The 14,981-nt window shown below is 52.7% G+C and carries 14 protein-coding genes and 1 other RNA gene; 6 read left to right on the forward strand and 9 right to left on the reverse strand.

Annotation, left to right across the window (positions count from 1 at the left end):
* Window positions 1-132 precede the first annotated feature (132 nt).
* Window positions 133-1,530: an MFS transporter gene (locus HY272_02655; protein MBI3771591.1), complete on the reverse strand. Its 1,398-nt coding sequence runs from the start codon at window positions 1,528-1,530 to the stop codon at window positions 133-135.
* A 133-nt stretch (window positions 1,531-1,663) separates the two neighbouring features.
* Here HY272_02655 and HY272_02660 point away from each other — a divergent pair, with 133 nt between their 5' ends.
* The 3 genes from HY272_02660 (at window position 1,664) to fliB (ending at window position 5,056) form a co-directional block, all read left to right on the forward strand.
* Window positions 1,664-2,908, forward strand: coding sequence for an anion transporter (locus tag HY272_02660; GenBank protein ID MBI3771592.1), 1,245 nt, complete (start codon window positions 1,664-1,666; stop codon window positions 2,906-2,908).
* 111 nt (window positions 2,909-3,019) lie between these two features.
* The gene (locus tag HY272_02665; GenBank protein ID MBI3771593.1) at window positions 3,020-3,568 is read left to right on the forward strand and encodes a TIGR00645 family protein; all 549 of its coding nucleotides are present in this window, start codon (window positions 3,020-3,022) and stop codon (window positions 3,566-3,568) included.
* A 165-nt stretch (window positions 3,569-3,733) separates the two neighbouring features.
* On the forward strand, window positions 3,734-5,056 hold the full coding sequence (gene fliB / locus HY272_02670; GenBank protein MBI3771594.1) for a flagellin lysine-N-methylase: 1,323 nt from the start codon (window positions 3,734-3,736) through the stop codon (window positions 5,054-5,056).
* 24 nt (window positions 5,057-5,080) lie between these two features.
* Here the strand turns inward: fliB and HY272_02675 are convergent, their stop codons facing one another.
* Window positions 5,081-5,398, reverse strand: coding sequence for an RnfH family protein (locus HY272_02675; GenBank protein ID MBI3771595.1), 318 nt, complete (start codon window positions 5,396-5,398; stop codon window positions 5,081-5,083).
* Window positions 5,385-5,822: a type II toxin-antitoxin system RatA family toxin gene (locus HY272_02680; GenBank protein ID MBI3771596.1), complete on the reverse strand. Its 438-nt coding sequence runs from the start codon at window positions 5,820-5,822 to the stop codon at window positions 5,385-5,387. Before HY272_02680 ends, HY272_02675 begins: the two co-directional genes overlap by 14 nt.
* Window positions 5,823-5,930: 108 nt before the next feature.
* On the opposite strand from HY272_02680, the gene smpB reads away from it, so the two are divergent.
* Together smpB and ssrA are read left to right on the forward strand one after the other, a co-directional pair.
* A complete protein-coding gene (smpB, locus tag HY272_02685; protein MBI3771597.1) occupies window positions 5,931-6,413 on the forward strand; it encodes an SsrA-binding protein SmpB in 483 nt (160 codons plus the stop codon).
* Window positions 6,414-6,470: 57 nt separating this feature from the next.
* Window positions 6,471-6,833, forward strand: a transfer-messenger RNA (tmRNA) gene (gene ssrA / locus HY272_02690).
* A gap of 74 nt (window positions 6,834-6,907) precedes the next feature.
* Here the strand turns inward: ssrA and HY272_02695 are convergent.
* The 3 genes from HY272_02695 to HY272_02705 form a co-directional block, all read right to left on the reverse strand.
* Window positions 6,908-8,122: an ATP-binding protein gene (locus HY272_02695; GenBank protein MBI3771598.1), complete on the reverse strand. Its 1,215-nt coding sequence runs from the start codon at window positions 8,120-8,122 to the stop codon at window positions 6,908-6,910.
* A gap of 234 nt (window positions 8,123-8,356) precedes the next feature.
* Window positions 8,357-10,018: an SEL1-like repeat protein gene (locus tag HY272_02700; GenBank protein ID MBI3771599.1), complete on the reverse strand. Its 1,662-nt coding sequence runs from the start codon at window positions 10,016-10,018 to the stop codon at window positions 8,357-8,359.
* 156 nt (window positions 10,019-10,174) lie between these two features.
* Window positions 10,175-10,483 (reverse strand): outer membrane protein assembly factor BamE, encoded by a 309-nt coding sequence (locus HY272_02705; GenBank protein ID MBI3771600.1) that lies wholly within the window; start codon window positions 10,481-10,483, stop codon window positions 10,175-10,177.
* 58 nt (window positions 10,484-10,541) lie between these two features.
* Between HY272_02705 and fur the strand changes: the two genes are divergently transcribed.
* Window positions 10,542-10,997 (forward strand): ferric iron uptake transcriptional regulator, encoded by a 456-nt coding sequence (fur, locus tag HY272_02710; protein MBI3771601.1) that lies wholly within the window; start codon window positions 10,542-10,544, stop codon window positions 10,995-10,997.
* Between the two features lie 29 nt (window positions 10,998-11,026).
* On the opposite strand, the gene chrA is transcribed toward fur, so the two are convergent.
* Genes chrA through HY272_02725 form a run of 3 tightly spaced genes read right to left on the reverse strand, consistent with a single transcriptional unit; the run spans window position 11,027 to window position 14,941 of the window.
* Window positions 11,027-12,391: a chromate efflux transporter gene (gene chrA, locus HY272_02715; protein ID MBI3771602.1), complete on the reverse strand. Its 1,365-nt coding sequence runs from the start codon at window positions 12,389-12,391 to the stop codon at window positions 11,027-11,029.
* A complete protein-coding gene (gene recN / locus HY272_02720) occupies window positions 12,388-14,067 on the reverse strand; it encodes a DNA repair protein RecN (GenBank protein MBI3771603.1) in 1,680 nt (559 codons plus the stop codon). Before recN ends, chrA begins: the two co-directional genes overlap by 4 nt.
* Window positions 14,068-14,077: 10 nt before the next feature.
* Window positions 14,078-14,941, reverse strand: coding sequence for an NAD(+) kinase (locus tag HY272_02725; GenBank protein MBI3771604.1), 864 nt, complete (start codon window positions 14,939-14,941; stop codon window positions 14,078-14,080).
* Window positions 14,942-14,981 lie beyond the last annotated feature (40 nt).

The raw sequence follows: 14,981 nt of genomic DNA on the forward strand, positions 1-14,981 counted from the left end.
CGACAGATGAAGTCGCCGCCCCAGTAGGGGCACGGCGCGCCGTGCCCCAAATTCCCCGCACAGGTGCCCGTGCATACCCGCGGTGGGGTGGAGCCACTCGAGCAAAAGGCGGCTGCCACCCACTGGCTGCAGCTACTTCGATTTCTTGTTGCCGATCACATCGAAGAACAGACCCCAGATGGCGTTGAAGCGGGCGACGCCAAAGATCAGCTGGCTGACGGGCATGGGTTTTACCGGGCGTACCTCTTTGAGGCGTGGCAGGAAGATGATGGCGATCAGCAAACGGCAGCTGGAGGAAATCAGAAATACGCCATAGAAGGCGCTGATCCAGGTGACGTGGTGGCCGGCGATTTCAAAATCCGTAGGCAATTGGGTGGCGAGGTAGCCGCCGAGCAGGGCGCCGAGAAAGATGCCGATATTGGCCAGGGTATTGTGCAAGGCCATCAAGGTGACCCGTTTCTGTGCGGGCAAGGCGTCATAGATGAAATTGCTGGCGCTGAGACTGAAGCCGGCCCAAACCAAACCGCCCATTGCCTGTAGCAGCATCATGTACCAGTGTTCGGTGGAAAGGGTCCACAGCGCGGGGAAAAATGGAATCAAGGCACCGGTGCTGACCAGGATCAGGCGATTACCCAGCGCGTCGGCAATCCGGCCCCACCAATTCAGAGTCAGGAATTGCGCCAGTACCACCATCGCAGCATTCATAGTGAATTGAAAATAGCTGAATTGCAGATCACGCAACATATACACCGTGAAAAACGGCGAGGCGATGGCCGTGGAAAATTGCATCAGCGCATAAAAGAGTGAGAATACAGCAAACGGTGAGTTTACGAATTGCCGGCCCCAGATGCGCCAGCTCGGAATCTCCAATGCTGCCACATGGCCCGGTGGATCGTATAATTGCTTGAGGTGGTACACCGAGACAAAGCGCGCGCACATCGCAATTAAAAATACGGTGACAAAACCCACGAGCGCCAGACCGTAGTGATCGAAAAAGTGGAGGATCAGACCGGCACACACCAGCGCGATGAAGGAGGTGATGCTGGCCAGGCGGGTGCGATAACCAAAATAGCGCCCTCTGCGGCGTCGATGCACAAGTTCTCCCATCAGGCTGCTCCATTGTGGCGTCGCCAGATTGAGGCCGAAATAGTAAATCACGACGCAAGCGATCATCAGTGGTATGGCATAGTCGGGAAAGACGATGGGGAGCAGAATCAGCGGTAACCAACTATAGGCCTGAAGGCTGGCGCCAAACAGGATAATGCGCAGTCGCTGACCGAATTTATGTCCCAGGCTGGCCGAAACCAATTGCGCGATGGAGGCCGTCAGATGTGGCAACGCAGCAAGCAAGCCGATTTGCCCAGGCGTGGCTTTTAACAGTAGGGCAAAGGCAGACAAATAGGCTTCGCCCGCGCCCGACATTACCGAATACGCCACCCCATCCTTAATGGAATGGCGTAGCGAACGATCGATCTCGGGGCGCCGCGAATACGGGCGCGATCGGGCGCGTTTTGTGAAAAACCACTGCACGGGCGCCGGGCTCCGGTTATATGTTGCGATGAGGTGTCATATAGTAGGATCGGCGCAGGATTTTACTCCATTAGCTAGAGGAGAGGGCATTGGGCCGATATTTTTTTGGTGAACCCCGTGGTTAAGATCACGCATGGCTATTAATGTCCCTTTTCTTGTATTGGTAATTGTGTTCCTGTTAATTGCTGCCCGGCGTATCGGTCAGTTACACGTGCCGATGTGGCTGGCGATGACCCTGGGTGCGGTAACTATGCTGGTGACTGGCAGCATCGGACCTCGTGCTGCACTGGCAGCGATCGATCTCGATGTCATGGTGTTTCTGTGCGGGATGTTTGTGGTCGGCGAGGCAATGGTGGGCAGCGGTTATCTCTACGTCCTGGCAGATCGCTGGCTATGCCGGGTGCAACGGGTTGATACGTTAATACTGACACTGTTGTTCGGCGTGGGCTTAATGTCGGCGATTTTAATGAATGATACGCTGGCCATCATTGGCACCCCGCTGGCGATCAAATTGGCGCGGGAACATCGGCTCGATCCCAAATTGTTACTGTTGACGCTTGCATTTGCGGTGACCATCGGTAGCGTCATGAGCCCGATCGGTAATCCGCAGAATCTGTTGATTGCGATACAAGGCGGAATGCCGGAGCCATTTACCCGATTCCTCGGCGCGTTGGCGATCCCGACACTGATCAACCTGCTGTTGTGTTATGCCGTGCTACGTTGGCGCTGGCGCGAGCAATTCCGGCCGCATCCGCTGGTTCACGCCGAGGCGACGTTGATCGATCCCGCACTGGCGCGTTGGGTCAGACTGTCGCTGTGGATTATCATGATATTAATTGTGATCAAGATTAGTCTGGTGATGGCCGGGAGTGAAGGATTCCGCCTGAGCTGGATTGCCATTGGCGGCGCCCTGCCGTTGTTGATGCTGAGTTCACGGCGAGGTGAGTTGTTACGTAAGACGGATTGGCGAACCCTGATTTTCTTTGCCGCAATGTTTGTCTTAATGAACGCCGTCTGGCAAACAGGTTTCTTCCAGCAATTTATCTCAGCTCAGAACACGGATCTCACGGCAATTCCGGCGGTGCTGGGGTTCAGCATGATCGGCAGCCAACTGATCTCGAACGTCCCTTGGGTAGCGTTGTATTTGCCGCTGTTGCATGAATTGGGAGCTAATGAAGCAGCGCTGATGGCGCTGGCCGCAGGCAGTACGATCGCCGGCAATCTCTTGATCCTGGGGGCTGCCAGTAATGTCATCATGGTCCAGCATGCGGAGCGGCAGGGAGTGAGTGTCTCGTTCCTTGATTTTGCGCGTCTTGGCGTGATTTTGGCGCCGTCGAATGCCCTGGTTTATTGGGTCTATCTGGAATGGTGGTATTAAGGCCAAAGGCTCATTTGTATGAAGACGGCTAGATTCTGGTAAAATCGCCCCCAATAACCGGCCTGGGTGGTTCCATGGCCGGTATTAATCGCGGGATAGTGAGATAAATAAATGAAAAGAGTCGAGAGAGGTCTGGAAATTTTTATTTTTGGCAGCCGCTGGTTATTGGCACCATTCTATATCGGCATGGTGATTTCCATCGCCTTGTTGCTGGTGTTATTTGTGGAAGAGATGATTCATCTGTTCCCGATAGTTTTTACAGGTGGCGTGCCGAGTGGCGTCATCGTCGCTATCCTCTCCTTGATTGACATTGTTTTTGTCGCCAATTTGCTGATCATCATTATTTTCGCGGGCTATGAAAATTTTGTTTCCAAAATTCATACAGGAGATCATGAGGATCGTCCCGACTGGATGGGGCATGTCGATTTCTCCGATCTAAAGCTTAAACTCATTGGCTCAATTGTTGCGATTTCCGGGATCGAGCTGCTCAAGACGTTTATGAACATTCGTGATTTCACTAACGAACAGATGGCCTGGAAAGTGGGTATCCATTTGGTGTTTGTGTTCTCGGGGGTGATGTTTGCCTTGACAGATCGACTGACCGGCAAGCATGGTCCAAAAGCGAAGGATAATGAAGAGAAGAATGACGATCACCACTGATCTCGGAAACGTACGGTGACACAAAAAAGCCAACCTTAAGGTTGGCTTTTTTATTGCCGTTAAATTAAAGAACCACTGGAACGCGATATTTTAATATAACCTTTTATTCTGTGCATGATATGGTAGATTTACATTTAAAGGTGTTTATTACAGGAGCAATGTGGAATGAGTAAACAATCCAGTCAGGAAGGAATCGCTTTGCGTTATACGCAGGCTTTTCACTGCATTGGTCCTGAGTGTCCGGATACTTGTTGCAAGAGTTGGAAAATACCGCTCGAAAAAGAAGCACTCAAAAAGTGGCAAAAAATTCTGTCCGAAGACGAGTTGGCGCAAACGGTGGAGAAATATAGTGACAATAAGAACCCCGCCTTTGTGGCTAAAATCAAGCTTAGCGCAGATGGAAACTGTCAGCTTTTGAATAATAGGGGTCTCTGTTCAATTCATGAGAAGTATGGGGAGGAGTACTTGCCTCATATATGCAAAACCTATCCAAGGGCATTACGGAGTGTCCGGGGGCATTATGAATTATCGATGTCTATGGCGTGTCCTGAAGTCGCCAGGCTTGGATTGTTGAATTCTACGGCCACAGATTTGGTAAGTTTTGACGCTGGTGATTTGATTAAGCATGGTTTTGCATCCTCGCAAAGAAGCACAAAAGAGGCGCCAATATATTTTAAGAGTTTAGATTCAGTGCGGGATATCATGCTGTATATTTTCAGTATGAGGGAGATTACAGTTCAGCAAAGATTATTTGTCGCGGCCTGGTTCTCACAAAAAATATCGGTCTTTATCAATATAAATTCCAAGAAGTTTAACGAAGAAGAATTGTTGCATCAGCTGGAAGAGCTTTCTAGTCCGGGAGTTTTGCCTGAGCTGTGTGCCCAGTTTCAGGGCTTTCCGGAGTCATGTGAATTTGCATTGCCAATCGTTCGCGGCATATTGTTTCAGCGGTTGCATACAAAAGATACTATTGGGGCTCTAATGGGTGAGGTAATGGGGACCTATGGGTTCGAATATTCTCGTTATGATGAAGATGGCCGGCATTATATTGAGATGAAGTCGACGCAAGGTTCTGCAGAGGAGCGGTTTGCGGAGATTGTGCCAGTATATTTATCGCGAAGGAACCGAGTGCAGCAGAAATATGGGCAGAAAATTGATATCTATCTTGAAAATTATTGTCGCCAATATCTGGTTCTCAATTTGTTTGTTGATTTTGAATCTCCATATGCGCAAATGAAGGATTTGGTGGTTCGTTTGGCAGTCATAAGGTTTTTATTTTATAGCCACCCTGGCCTTGACAGGTTATTAGATAATGAGAATGTTCAACCTGGGGATTTCGAGATTCTTGACAAGGTTATCGTCGATGTTGTTTACAAGTTTTCCCGTGGTATCGAGCATGCTTATGGATTCCTGCAAAAAATTTATGATGAATTAGAACAGCTGGAAATGAATGAATTACATCATTATGTATTGTTAATGAAAATGTAATTAAATTCGTTGTTGTGCGATGCGCTATAAATCGCCGCCGCCTTTTTTCATCGCCTTGCCGTCGGCAGCACGTTTGCGGCGAACTTCTTTGGGGTCGGCGATCAGATGGCGATAGATCTCAATGCGGTCCCCGTCGTGCAGTCCACTATCAAGTTTGCTCAGCTTGCCGAAGACTCCTACCTTGTGAGTATCAAGATCAATCTCCGGAAATTTCTCCAGCACCCCGGAGGCGCGGATGGCGTGCTCGATCGTCGAGGAAGGGTCGACATGCAATGGAATAATGACCTGTGTGTCCGGGCGGGCGTAAGCGATTTCGATTTTGATGCGGTTAGCGTTTTCCATAAACATCCACAGCGCGTTTGCAAAAGGCATCGACCAAAGAATTGGCGATCTGATTAAAGACCGGGCCAAAGGTCAGGCCCAGCAGTTTACTTGAGAATTCAAATTCCAGCACCAATGAAACCTTGCAGGCGCCATCGCCCAGGGGATCGAATTTCCAGAAGCCCTCCAGATGATGGAAGGGACCCTTCTCCAGCCGCATCTCAATCATCTTGTTATGCTGGAGACGGTTGAGGGTGGTAAAAGCCTTCTGAATCCCGCCCTTGGCCAGCTCAAGCGACCCGCGCACTTCATCGTCATTACGGCTCAACACCGTGCTCGACTTACACCAGGGCAAAAAATCCTGATAGGCCGCGATATCGTCGACCAAGGCATACATTTCGGCGGCGGAGTAGGGAACCAGGGCGCTACGATTGATGGTGGGCATATCCAGACCTGTCATGATGCTTGGCCCGCTATTGTCCGCAATGATGGGGGCGATCTCAACTGTATTTAGACCTGACAATGTCGGAACACCCCCCTATAATTGGCCGCTATGGCCAAGAACTCGAAAAAAGACGGAAAAGACAGCAGCGGCACCATCGCCCTCAATAAAAAGGCCCGCCACGACTACTTTATCGAAGACACCTACGAGGCCGGCATGTCGCTGGAGGGGTGGGAGATCAAGTCGATCCGGGCTGGGCGTGTCCAGTTGAGCGATAGCTATGTGCTGATCAAAAACGCCGAGGCGTTCCTCCTGGGTTCTTTGATCACGCCCTTGCAAACGGCCTCCACCCACATCCACCCCGATCCGACCCGGACCCGCAAGCTGCTGCTCAACCGGCGCGAGATCGCCCATCTGATCGGCGCCGCCGACCGCGAGGGTTACACCATTGTCCCGCTGGCCATGTACTGGAAACACAATCGGGTCAAGCTCGAAATCGGTCTCGCCAAGGGTAAGCAAAGTCACGATAAACGTGCCACTGAGCGTGATCGTGACTGGAAACGCGAGAAAGGCCGGATTTTGAAACACGGCTGATTCTGTGCTGGCCGGGAACTTCCCCATGGCTTAGAATGTCTATTGTAGTAACACCAAGGGGGCGACATGGCTTCGACGTGGATCGCGAAACCTAAGGTGCATGCCGAGGTGCAGGTTACCTCGTAAAACCATCTGCAAACTTATAGTTGCCAACGAAGACAACTACGCACTCGCTGCTTAAAACCCAGTAGGGTGCCCTCGGCCTAAGTCTGTGCTTGTGCACTTAGCAACCGGGGTCGACTCACACAAGATCGCGATGAGGCATGTTCGGGGCCGATTCGTTAAAACCTAAACTGGACTCGCTGTCGGTTTTCCCTGCCCGTTGGGTAGCCGCCAGTTAAATTAATTAACGTGGATAAGCATGTAGAGCCGAGGGCGGAGGATTTGCGGACGCGGGTTCGATTCCCGCCGCCTCCACCAATACCAAGCCGCTGATCGTAAGGTCAGCGGCTTTTTTATTGGAGGTGCTCGCCGATTCAGGGCAGGAGCAGATGTTAAATAATAGACGCCGGGATCGCCTGTATATTATCCTTCACGGGAATAACATCGCCTGACATGCAGATCAGAGCCCCTGTCCCTATGTTTTTTTTCAAATGATCCAGCACACTGAAATGACGCACGGCATCCTTCGACGGGATAGAGGTTTTTTTGATTTCGACCGGATGTATTGTCTGATCGACAATAACCAGTAGATCAATCTCTTTCTTGTCCTTGTCGCGATAATAATGGAGAGGAGCCTGTTTGCCATTGTGCCACCAGGACTTCAGGATTTCCGCGACAACATAAGTTTCAAAGATCGCCCCCGACATGGCGCCGGCTTCGAGCGTCTCCGGACTTGACCATGCGGTAAGATAGCTGCACAGCCCGGTGTCGAGAAAATATAGCTTGGGGGTTTTGATCAGTCTTTTGGTTAGGTTGGAGTGATAGGGTTCGAGCAGATAAACGATACCCGATGCCTGAAGGATTGAAAGCCAGCTTTTTGCTGTCGGCGGCGATACGTCGCAATCCCTCGCCATTTCAGACAGATTGAGTAGCTGTCCAGTCCGTGCGGCTGCGGCCCGTAGAAATTTGAGGAAGGCCAACCCATCGCCCACCTGCGCCAGATCGCGCTGCAAATACGTTTGCACATAGGAGCTGTAAAACAAATCGCGGTCCATCTTTTTATCCAGGGCGATTGCGGGAAACGAACCCCGCCAGATGGCGCGGTAGATATCTCTGAGATCAAGAACCGTCGCTTTTTTTAGCCGTTTCTCACTCTCCTCTCGTGTCGGAACAAATGGCGTGGCCACCTTGGCCAGATTCTGCCGCTCAAGCTGCGAAAGGCCCAGCAGATTGAGTATCCCGACCCTGCCGGCAAGGGATTCTGAAACACCACGCATCAGATGAAATTGCTGTGAACCGGTCAACCAATACTTTCCCGGCTGCTTGTCATGATCCACATCCATCTTGATATAGGGCAGCAGTTGCGGCGCATATTGGATCTCATCGATCAACACAGGTGGCTTGAATCGCTCGAGAAAAAGCCTGGGTTCTTCACGCGCCAACGCGGCCGATACTGGGTCATCCAGGGTGACGTAGGTACGGCCCTTGCCGGCAAGATGGCGCAAGAGGCTGGTTTTGCCGACCTGCCGCGGTCCCGTTATCAGTCGCACCGGAAACTGACGACTGGCGCCGGCAATGTATCCTTCGAGAGTACGTTTTATATACATGATATCGTCCAATTAAAAGTTCCAATTTACATTGGACGATATTTATCGATAAGTCAAGGGTACAGAGGAGCGCGGAGATATCGTAATAACAGCTACCAGGGTCTTGCATCACAGCAAGATCAGCCCGCATCACCTCATAATCTCATAAGCGCTGCTGTGTCTACCCTTGAATACTGCCGTTTCCACCAACTCGACCAGCAGGAAGCTTGCGCGCTTCTTGGAAGTGCGCCGTTGCTACTTCTTCGGCTTCCATTCTCTCGCCAGTTTCTGCGCTTCGGCGACTTGTGTCGGCGTCATTTTTTCCGCCAGATGATCGCGATTTTTGGCGGCGAAATTGATGCCGTTGGCGGAGGCGATGTTGAACCACATGTGCGCACGGATCACATCTAGAGGAACGCCTTGGCCCTGGTTGTACATGGTGGCCAGGTTGTATTGGGCTCTTACATAGCCTTGTTCAGCGGCTTTGAGATACCATTTGGCGGCTTCAGAATAGTCTTGTAAGACGCCTTGGCCGTTGTAATACATCATGGCGAGATTGTATTGCGAGATCGGGTTATTGCCTTGTTCCCCGGCCTTGCGATACCACTTGGCGGCTTCGGCGTAATCCTGCGCAACGCCTTGACCATTTTGGTACAACACGCCCAAATTGTGCTGTGAAGTGGCGTTGCCTTGTTCGGCGGCTTTGCGATACCACTTGGCGGCTTCGGCGTAATCTTGTGTGACGCCTTTGCCAAGGTCATACATCATGGCAAGGTTAAATTGTGCCGCGAGATTGCCTTGTTCGGCGGCTTTGCGATGCCATTTTGCCGCTTCAGCAGCATCCTGTGGTACACCGCGCCCGAGGTCGTACATGAGGGCTAAGCTATTTTGAGCTTTATCGAAGCCCTGGTCAGCAGATTTACGAAACCATTTAATGGCTTCGGCATCGTTTTGGGCGTTAGCCTGGCTATTAAAATACAGCTGGGCCAGATTGTATTGCGCGATGGCGTGGCCTTGCTCGGCGGCCTTGCGATACCACTTGGCGGCCTCGGCGTAGCTTTGAGTCATGCCTAAGCCAAGTTCATTCATCATCCCAAGTTCGAATTGTGCGAGATCGTAGTCTTGATCTGCGGCTTTGCTGTACCACTTTATAGCTTCGGTATAATTCTGAGGTACGCCCCGACCATGGCTCAGTAGTAATCCTAACTGATACTGAGCCATGACATTGCCTTGCTCGGCGGCTTTGCCATACCACTTGGCGGCTTCAGCGAAATCCTGGGTGATGCCTTGGCCATTGGCATAGCTCAAGGCTAAATTGAGCTGGGCCATGACATGGCCTTGTTCAGCGGCCTTGCGCTGCCATTTTGCCGCTTCGGAAAAATCCTGTTTGACGCCCTGGCCGTTACCGTAGAGAAATGCCAAGCTGTGTTGTGCGGCGGCATTGCCTTGCTCGGCGGCTTTGCGATACCACTTGGCGGCTTCTGTGTAGTCCTGGGCAACGCCTTGTCCCAGGTTGTGCATGACGGCGAGATTGAATTGGGCCAGCGGATTGCCTTGCTCGGCGGCTTTGCGATACCACTTGGCGGCTTCAGCATAGCTTTGCGCGACGCCTTGCCCCTGGTTGTACATGACGGCCAGGTTGTATTGGGCAAAGGGGCTGCCTTGTTCGGCGGCTTTACGATGCCATTTAGCGGCCATGTCGTAGTCCTTGTCTACGCCTTTACCAAAGAGATACAAGTTTCCGAGGACGACCTGGCAGCCGATGTGGCCTTTCTCTGCTGCGGCCTGGCAGATGTTGAATGCCGATGTGTAATCTTTATTGTTGTAGGCGGTGATGGCTTTGGGGAATAAATCGTCTGCGGCATAGGCGTGGCTTATACCGAGGCTGAGACAAATGATGACTGCAAGTCTGCGCATTCGATGTTTCCTAATCACCAGGAAATTCCTTGTAAAGTATAACATCCTAATCCGTATGTAAAACGGAGGGCAAATCACATATCCCTATATCGGCAGCCAAAGGGTGCTGAATGAGCGCTGCTGAGTTTAAGACACGATCCATGTCGATGACAGAGGCTAGGTAGCGGGTCCGGTGTCGATGCGACTGAGCTGGTCATTATCAAAGTAAAGAATCAGGTGTTTTCGGTCAGCGGGCGTCTCGGCATTATTGAGGGTGAAGATGTAATCCCACCGATTCGGATGAAAAGGATCGGTCAGCAGTGGGGAACCCATGATAAAGCGCACCTGGCGGCTGGTCATGCCGATTTTCAGCTGCGCCAACATTTCGGGTTTGACAACATTCCCTTGTTGGATTTCTGGTTTATGGATAGCGCATCCCATGGCCAGGGTTGCGCAAACCACAAGAATAATGAGAAGCTTTTGCATTACCGATCCGATCAACTTTAATTCTGGTAGCCGAAGATGTTACAGAATTCCGGCGGACATGTCAGCGGGCGGGCAGAAAGGACTGAGGCAAAACGTGCAAACAAGCGATTTAAAAAAACTGGGGCTGAAGGCGACGGTACCACGGCTCAAGATCCTGGAGATTCTTGAGACCAACAAAGAAGCGCACATGAGCGCCGAGGATGTTTATAAGGCATTGCTCGATAGCAATGAAGACATTGGATTGGCGACAGTATACCGGGTATTGACCCAATTCGAGACCGCGGGGTTAGTGTCGCGGCATCATTTTGAAGGCGGCCATTCAGTTTTTGAATTGAATCATGGAGATCACCACGACCACATCATGTGTGTTGCCTGTGGCCGGGTGGATGAGTTTGTCGATGAGGCGATCGAACAGCGGCAAAAGGCGATCGCCACCAAGGCCGGCTACAAGATTACCGACCACTGCCTCTATCTTTATGGCATTTGCGCCGAGTGTCAGAAACAACCGAAGTAGGGGCGATTCATGAATCGCCCGTATATGTTTCATTGCGTCAGGCTGTGAGTGATTAACCCGATCATGGCGCAGCCCACGATGACTTCAATGACGCCACGTTTGTAGCGGAACAAGGCCACGAATGCCGCCAGGGCGATTAATGCCGCACTCCACTCGAAATGGCCGTCAAATCCCGTTGGCCACAATACGTGATAGCCGAAAAACAGTGCGAGATTCAGGATTACGCCGACCACCGCGGCGGTGATCGCGGTCAGCGGCGCCGTGAATCCGAGTTGGTTGTGCGTGGATTCCACCAACGGTCCACCCGCGAGGATGAACAGGAACGAGGGCAGAAAGGTAAACCAAGTGACTACGGTCGCGGCCACCGCCCCCGCGATAAACAGGTTCTCCGCACCAAATAAGGCTTGGCCGTAGCCGCCCACAAAGCCGACGAAGGCGACCACCATGATCAGCGGGCCGGGCGTGGTTTCACCCAGCGCCAGGCCGTCAATCATTTGTGTGGGCGTCAACCAGCCATAGTGACCGACCGCGCCCTGATAGACGTAGGGCAGCACCGCATAGGCGCCGCCGAAAGTTACCAGCGCTGCCGTGGTGAAAAACCAGCCCATTTGGGTGAGCGTGCCGTGCCAGCCGTAAAGCATGTTTAGCAACAACATTGGCGCGAGCCATAGCAGTGCCCCAGCGGCGATCACCCCCGCTAACCGGGACCAGGCAAAGCGAGTGTGTTCCGGTGCGGGCGTGTCGTCGTCGATCAGCGCAGGGCCAAAGGATTTTTTCGCCTGACCATGACCACCGCCGGTCTTGAATATGTGCGGCGCCATCCGACCACCGGCATATCCGATCAAGCCGGCACCGAGCACGATCGCGGGGAAGGGGACATTGAGCGCAAAGATGGCGACGAAGGCCGCTGCGGCGATACCCCACAGCACATTGTTCTTCAAGGCGCGCGTGCCGATGCGGTGTGCCGCTTGCACAACGATGGCGGTGACGGCAGGCTTGATGCCATAGAACAATCCAGCCACCAGCGGCGTATTGCCGAATGCGACATAGATCCACGATAAAGCGATCAGGATGAACAGCGAGGGCAGAACGAACAATGTTCCAGCGACAATGCCGCCCCAGGTGCGGTGCAGCAGCCAGCCAATGTAGATCGCGAGCTGCTGCGCCTCCGGTCCGGGCAGCAACATGCAGTAATTGAGGGCATGAAGAAAACGCCGTTCCGAAATCCAGCGCCGCCGCTCGACGAGTTCCTGGTGCATGATGGCGATTTGCCCGGCCGGGCCGCCGAAGCTGATGAAGCCGAGTTTGAGCCAGAAGCGAAAGGCTTGCCAGAAGCTGACCGTCAACGGCGGTTGTGGTTTATCGTCTGGCATGGACGGAGTGGTGTGAGTCATGCCAGCGCCGTCGCGCGGCTGATCATCTCTTCTGCATGTGCACGGCTTTGAGTCGTGATTTCCTGTCCACCCAGCATACGGGCGATTTCTTCCTGGCGCTGTTTTGGCGTTAACACCGTAATCTGGGTGGCGGTCGAATCTTTACCGATCTTTTTGCTGACCTGCAAATGGTGATGACCGAGCGCGGCGACTTGCGGCAGATGTGTCACACACAGTACTTGATGGCGTTGCCCCAAGGTACGCAACTGACGGCCCACCGTTTCTGCCACGCCACCACCGATACCGGTATCTACTTCATCGAAAATCAGTGTCGGGATGTGTTGGCCTTCGGTGAGCAACACTTGAATCGCCAGCGCGATGCGCGAGAGTTCGCCGCCGGAGGCTACTTTGGCCAAGGGTCGTGGCGGCTGGCCGGGATTGGCGCTGACTTCAAAGGCGATCTGCTCCTGACCCTGCGGATGCGGTGTATTTTCGGTGCGTGCTGTGAGCGCGATCTGAAAATTACTGGCCGGCATGCCGAGTTGCCGAATCATGTCCGTGACGGCCTTGCTGAGTTCTTTGGCCGCTTTGTTGCGCTGCTGCGTAAGTTTTTTGGCAGCCGCCAGATATTCGGCGGCGAGGGCTTGCAGTTCTTTGTCCAGCGCTTCAAGCCGAATTTCAGCTTGGTCGAGTTCGCTAAGTTCAGTCTGATATTGAGTGAGCAATGCCGGTAAGCGTGCCGGTTCGATCCTGTGTTTGCGGGCAAGATCATGAATCACGCCCAGGCGTTGTTCTATCCATGTCAGTCGCGAGGGATCGAGTTCAATGCGATCAAGATAACTGCGCAGCTCACTGCTGCTTTCCTGAATCTGGATGCTGGCGTCATCAAGCATCTGACAGACTGCGCCAAGCTTGGGGTCCAGTACGCGTAACGGCTCCAGTTCGTTGAGGGCGCGATTAATCAGCGTGAGCAGGTTCTGGTCATCGCTTTCGCTGAGTAATTCGATGGCGCGTGAACAGCGTTCAAGTATAGCGCCGCCATTGGCCAACCGCTTGTGTTCGGCATCGAGTTCAGTGAGTTCATTTTCTGCCAGATTTAATGTTTCCAGTTCGTTGACATGGAAACGCAGCAGTTCAAGCCGGGCATCACGATCACGGGCCGCCTGACGTAGCTGTTCCAGTTGTTTTGCCGTGTTTTTCCAGCGTTGAGCAATGTTAGAGATGGTGCTGAGTAAGGTTTGATTCTTGGCGTAATCATCGAGTAATTGCCGTTGCACATCGGTGCGCAATAACGATTGATGTTGATGCTGGCCGTGAATATCCACCAGCATTTCGCCTGCTTCTTGCAGCAGTTGCGCGGGCGCCGGACGGCCATTGATAAATCCCTTGGAGCGGCCTTCGGCGGTGATTACGCGCCGCAATACACACTCACCATCGGCATCCAGTTCATGTTCGTTTAGCCATTCCTGAACCTGCGGTAAATGCTGCACATCAAATACGGCGCTGATTTCAGCCTTTTCCTGGCCATGACGGACCGCAGCGCTGTCGGCGCGGTCACCGAGCACCAGGCTTAGCGCATCGACGAGTATCGATTTGCCGGCACCGGTTTCACCGGTGAGCACGGTCATGCCGTTGCTCAAGTCAAGTTCGAGCGTATCAATAATGGCGTAATTGCGGATTTGAATCTGAGACAGCATGGCTAAACTCTCAACCCCAACGTAATTTGGCGCGTAGAATTTGAAAATGATCGTGGCCTTCCGGGTGAATCAAGCGCACCGGTTTGTCTTTCTTTTTGATCTTGATGCGGTCGCCGTCTTGCAAACCGAAATTCAGTTGGCCATCGAGCGTGACGCGGACGTGATTTTGATGACCTTGTTTGACGGCCACTTCAATCAAACTATCGCTGGAGATCACCAGCGGGCGATTGCTCAAGGTGTGCGGGCACACCGGCACCAGGACGATGGCATCCAGTGACGGATACAGGATCGGTCCACCGCTGGAGAGGGCGTAGGCGGTGGAGCCGGTGGGCGTCGACACGATCAGGCCGTCAGAGCGCTGGCTGTGGACCAACTGATCGTTGACGTACGTTTCGAATTCGATCATCCGCACCGAATTCCATTTGTGGACCACAACATCGTTGAAGGCATTGCCTTCGTTGACTACAGCGTCGTTGCGCACGACTTGTGATTCGAGCAGAAAGCGCGTGTCTTCGTCAAAATGTCCGGCCAGGATTTCGTCCATCCGGGCCAGCATTTCGTCTGGTGAAATATCCACCAGGAAACCCAGGCGGCCCAGATTGATGCCCACCAGCGGAATGCCATGATCGGCCAAAGCGCGTGCAGCATGGAGCAGGGTGCCATCGCCACCGACCACAATGGCCAGATCGCAGTGCTGGCCTAACGTGGCCAACTCTACGGTTTGTGGCGCAGGCGTGATGTGCAAAGAATCGGCGATGGTTTTCTCAAGCAATATCTTTTTTTGCCTGGAACCCAGAAATTGCACGAGCGTGGTGATAGTCTGACTGACGCTCGGATCAGAGAATTTGCCGACGATACCAATAGTATTAAACATGACCAATCACTTCACTACAGTTGTGGTGGTGGCGAATCGC

The sequence above is a fragment of the Gammaproteobacteria bacterium genome (assembly GCA_016200485.1).
Taxonomy (GTDB): Bacteria; Pseudomonadota; Gammaproteobacteria; order Tenderiales; family Tenderiaceae; genus JACQEP01.

Excerpts from the sequence above, each read along its gene's own strand:
- HY272_02665 (MBI3771593.1), top strand. The coding sequence starts at position 3,020 with ATGAAAAGAGTCGAGAGAGGTCTGGAAATTTTTATTTTTGGCAGCCGC.
- recN (MBI3771603.1), bottom strand. The coding sequence starts at position 14,067 with ATGCTGTCTCAGATTCAAATCCGCAATTACGCCATTATTGATACGCTC.
- HY272_02675 (MBI3771595.1), bottom strand. The coding sequence starts at position 5,398 with ATGGAAAACGCTAACCGCATCAAAATCGAAATCGCTTACGCCCGCCCG.
- HY272_02725 (MBI3771604.1), bottom strand. The coding sequence starts at position 14,941 with ATGTTTAATACTATTGGTATCGTCGGCAAATTCTCTGATCCGAGCGTC.
- HY272_02680 (MBI3771596.1), bottom strand. The coding sequence starts at position 5,822 with ATGCCCACCATCAATCGTAGCGCCCTGGTTCCCTACTCCGCCGCCGAA.
- HY272_02695 (MBI3771598.1), bottom strand. The coding sequence starts at position 8,122 with ATGTATATAAAACGTACTCTCGAAGGATACATTGCCGGCGCCAGTCGT.
- smpB (MBI3771597.1), top strand. The coding sequence starts at position 5,931 with ATGGCCAAGAACTCGAAAAAAGACGGAAAAGACAGCAGCGGCACCATC.
- fur (MBI3771601.1), top strand. The coding sequence starts at position 10,542 with ATGTCAGCGGGCGGGCAGAAAGGACTGAGGCAAAACGTGCAAACAAGC.
- fliB (MBI3771594.1), top strand. The coding sequence starts at position 3,734 with ATGAGTAAACAATCCAGTCAGGAAGGAATCGCTTTGCGTTATACGCAG.
- HY272_02660 (MBI3771592.1), top strand. The coding sequence starts at position 1,664 with ATGGCTATTAATGTCCCTTTTCTTGTATTGGTAATTGTGTTCCTGTTA.
- HY272_02700 (MBI3771599.1), bottom strand. The coding sequence starts at position 10,018 with ATGCGCAGACTTGCAGTCATCATTTGTCTCAGCCTCGGTATAAGCCAC.
- chrA (MBI3771602.1), bottom strand. The coding sequence starts at position 12,391 with ATGACTCACACCACTCCGTCCATGCCAGACGATAAACCACAACCGCCG.
- HY272_02705 (MBI3771600.1), bottom strand. The coding sequence starts at position 10,483 with ATGCAAAAGCTTCTCATTATTCTTGTGGTTTGCGCAACCCTGGCCATG.